General features: G+C 58.6%; 3 protein-coding genes. 2 read left to right on the top strand and 1 reads right to left on the bottom strand.

Going from position 1 to position 3099, the window contains the following annotated elements; translation table 11 throughout:
• A partial coding sequence (locus tag AAAB16_RS01330; RefSeq protein ID WP_340661710.1) for an ATP-binding cassette domain-containing protein occupies positions 1–823 on the top strand: 823 nt, incomplete at its 5' end.
• 25 nt (positions 824–848) lie between these two features.
• Positions 849–1643 (top strand): enoyl-ACP reductase FabI, encoded by a 795-nt coding sequence (gene fabI, locus AAAB16_RS01325; protein ID WP_340661709.1) that lies wholly within the window; start codon positions 849–851, stop codon positions 1641–1643.
• A gap of 206 nt (positions 1644–1849) precedes the next feature.
• Here fabI and AAAB16_RS01320 read toward each other — a convergent pair.
• On the bottom strand, positions 1850–3099 hold a 1250-nt coding region (locus AAAB16_RS01320; RefSeq protein WP_340661708.1), incomplete at its 5' end, for a peptidylprolyl isomerase.

The following is a 3099-nucleotide window of genomic DNA, read 5'->3' as shown; positions in this document are numbered from 1 at the left end:
CGGCAAGCCAGTCGCCAATGCGGCGGGCAAGCCCATCCTGCAAGTCGAAGACCTGCGGGTGTGGTTCCCGATCAAAAAAGGCCTGTTGCGCCATACGGTCGATTACGTGAAAGCGGTGGACGGCATCAACTTCAGCCTGCATCAGGGCCAGACCCTGGGAATCGTAGGCGAAAGTGGTTCCGGTAAATCCACCCTAGGTCTGGCGATTTTGCGGCTGATTAGCAGCAAAGGCGCCATCTGCTTTCAGGGCCAGGACATGCACGGCATGACCCAGCATCAAGTGCGGCCTTTACGGCGCCAGATGCAGGTAGTTTTTCAAGACCCGTTTGGCAGCTTGAGCCCGCGGATGTCGGTGTGTCAGATCATCGGCGAAGGGTTGCGCATTCATAAGATGGGCACTGAAGAAGAACAGGAGCAGGCAATAATCGATGCACTGGTGGAGGTAGGCCTGGATCCGGAAACCCGGCACCGCTACCCCCACGAGTTTTCCGGTGGGCAACGGCAGCGAATCGCCATAGCCCGAGCCTTGGTGCTCAAACCGGCATTGATTCTGCTGGATGAACCCACTTCGGCACTGGACCGTACCGTGCAACGCCAGGTGGTGGAACTACTGCGATCGCTGCAGCGCAAGTACAACCTGACCTACTTGTTCATCAGCCATGACCTGGCGGTGGTCAAGGCGCTCAGCCACCATCTAATGGTGGTCAAGCACGGTCAGGTGGTGGAACAGGGGCCTGCCGAAGCTATCTTCGCCGCCCCGCAACATGCATACACGCAGCAGCTGCTGGAGGCCGCTTTCCTGGTCCCGGCCGCTGCCAATTAAGATAAGCAGGAAGAGGATTAACACCATGGGTTTTCTCGCCGGTAAGCGCGTACTGATCGTCGGTGTCGCTAGCAAACTGTCCATCGCATCCGGCATTGCTGCCGCCATGCACCGCGAGGGTGCTGAACTCGCCTTCACCTACCAGAACGAAAAGCTCAAAGGCCGCGTCGAAGAATTCGCCGCTGGCTGGGGTTCGAGCCCTGAGCTGTGCTTCCCGTGCGACGTGGCCAGCGATGACGAAATCGCCAAGGTCTTCGAAGAACTGGCGAAGAAATGGGACGGTTTGGACGTGATTGTTCACTCGGTCGGTTTCGCCCCTGGCGACCAACTGAACGGCGACTTCACTGAAGTCACCACCCGTGATGGCTTCCGCATCGCCCACGACATCAGCGCCTACAGCTTCGTGGCCCTGGCCAAAGCCGGCCGCGAACTGATGAAAGGCCGCAACGGCAGCCTGCTCACCCTCTCCTACCTCGGTGCCGAGCGCACCATGCCCAACTACAACGTAATGGGCATGGCCAAAGCCAGCCTGGAAGCCGGTGTACGTTACCTGGCCGGCAGCCTCGGACCTGAAGGCACCCGCGTAAACGCCATCTCTGCCGGCCCGATCCGCACCTTGGCGGCATCCGGCATCAAGAGCTTCCGCAAAATGCTCGCCGCCAACGAAGCGCAAACGCCACTGCGCCGTAACGTGACCATTGAAGAAGTCGGCAACGTCGGCGCCTTCCTCTGCTCCGACCTGGCTTCGGGCATCAGCGGTGAAATCACTTACGTGGACGGCGGTTTCAATACCACCGCCATGGGCAATATCGAAGAGTAAGCGTTGCGTTGTATCCAGAAGGCCGCTCAGTGAGCGGCCTTTTTTTGCGCCTTGCCCCACACGTAGGTTGGGTTGAGCCGTAGGCGAAGCCCAACGAAACTCGGCCATGCTGCGCTTTGCCTACGTCTAACCGTACGCCGACCGCCCCCCCTAAAAAGCAAAAAGCCCCGCACTAGGCGGGGCTTTTGGTTGGCGGGAACAAGCGGTTAGAAACGCTCGATCTTGGCCTTGGCTTCCAGCTCCGCGCGGAATGCCGCGAAGTCTTGCTGGCCACTGCGTGAAGCGAGGAAGCGGCGGTACATCGCCTTATCTTCGTCGCTCAGGCCTTCCTTCGGCTCGCTAACACCTTTGAGCTGAATCACCACGTAGTCGCCATTGGCCAGGGTCACACCGGTAAAGGTGGACTTGTCTGCCGCCGCAGGTTTGCTCATGCGGAACAGCGCCTGCAACACGGACGGCTCGATGCCTTCCTGGCTGCGAGTAGCGGCTTCTACCACTTTCCACTCTGGCTCACCTTTGGCCTGGGTAACCGGCGTTTTGCCGTCACGCAGATCGGTCAGCAGCGCTTTGCCTTTGGCTTCTACCGCTTCAGCGGCACGCAACTGAATCAGGTGATCGCGGATAGCGCCAGTCACTTTTTCCAGCGGTTGCTGCTCAGGCTTCTTGTGCTCTTTAACACGCACGATCAGCACGGTATCAGGGTCCAGTTCGATAGCGCCGCTATTGGAACCCTCTTCCAGCACTTCCGGGCTAAACGCTGCTTGCAGCACTTGGCGATTAGCAGTCAGGCCTTCGCCACCTTCACGACCAAATGGGGCGGTGGTCTTCACTTGCAAGCCCTGCTCCTGAGCCGGCTGGCTAAGGTCGGAGGCTTCAAATGCGGAGTCTTCCAGGGCCTTACTGGCTTCGACAAACTTCTGCTCAACCTGCGCGGTTTTCAGTTCGCGGGTCAGCTTGTCTTTCAGGCTGGCAAAGCTCGGAACTTCCGGTGCCTGCACACCCAGCAGCTTGATGATGTGCCAGCCGAAGCTGCTGCGTACCGGAGCCGAAACGGCGCCTTTGTCCAAGGCATACAGCGCTTCTTCGAAGGCTGGATCGTAGACGCCTTTGCCTGCGTAACCGAGGTCACCGCCAGAAGCTTTGGAGCCCGGATCATCCGACACTTCCTTGGCCAGCTTGGCGAAGTCTTCGCCCTTATCCAGACGCGCTTTGACTTCGTCGATCTTGGCCTTGGCCTGCTCGTCGGTCTGCTTGTCGTTTACTTCGATAAGGATATGCGCGGCTTCACGCTGCTCAGCGAGGTTGCCGATTTCTTTCTGGTAAGCGGCCTGCAAGTCTTCGTCGTTGACTTCAACCTTGTTGAAGAAACCTTCTTTCTTCAACTCGATGTAGTCGAGCACGACCTGCTCTTGGCTCATGAACTGCTTGGCGTTTTCGTCGTAGTACGCCTTGATTT

The sequence above is a fragment of the Pseudomonas sp. genome, assembly GCF_037994325.1.
Taxonomy (GTDB): domain Bacteria; phylum Pseudomonadota; class Gammaproteobacteria; order Pseudomonadales; family Pseudomonadaceae; genus Aquipseudomonas.
This window is presented reverse-complemented; position numbering and strand designations above follow the sequence as displayed.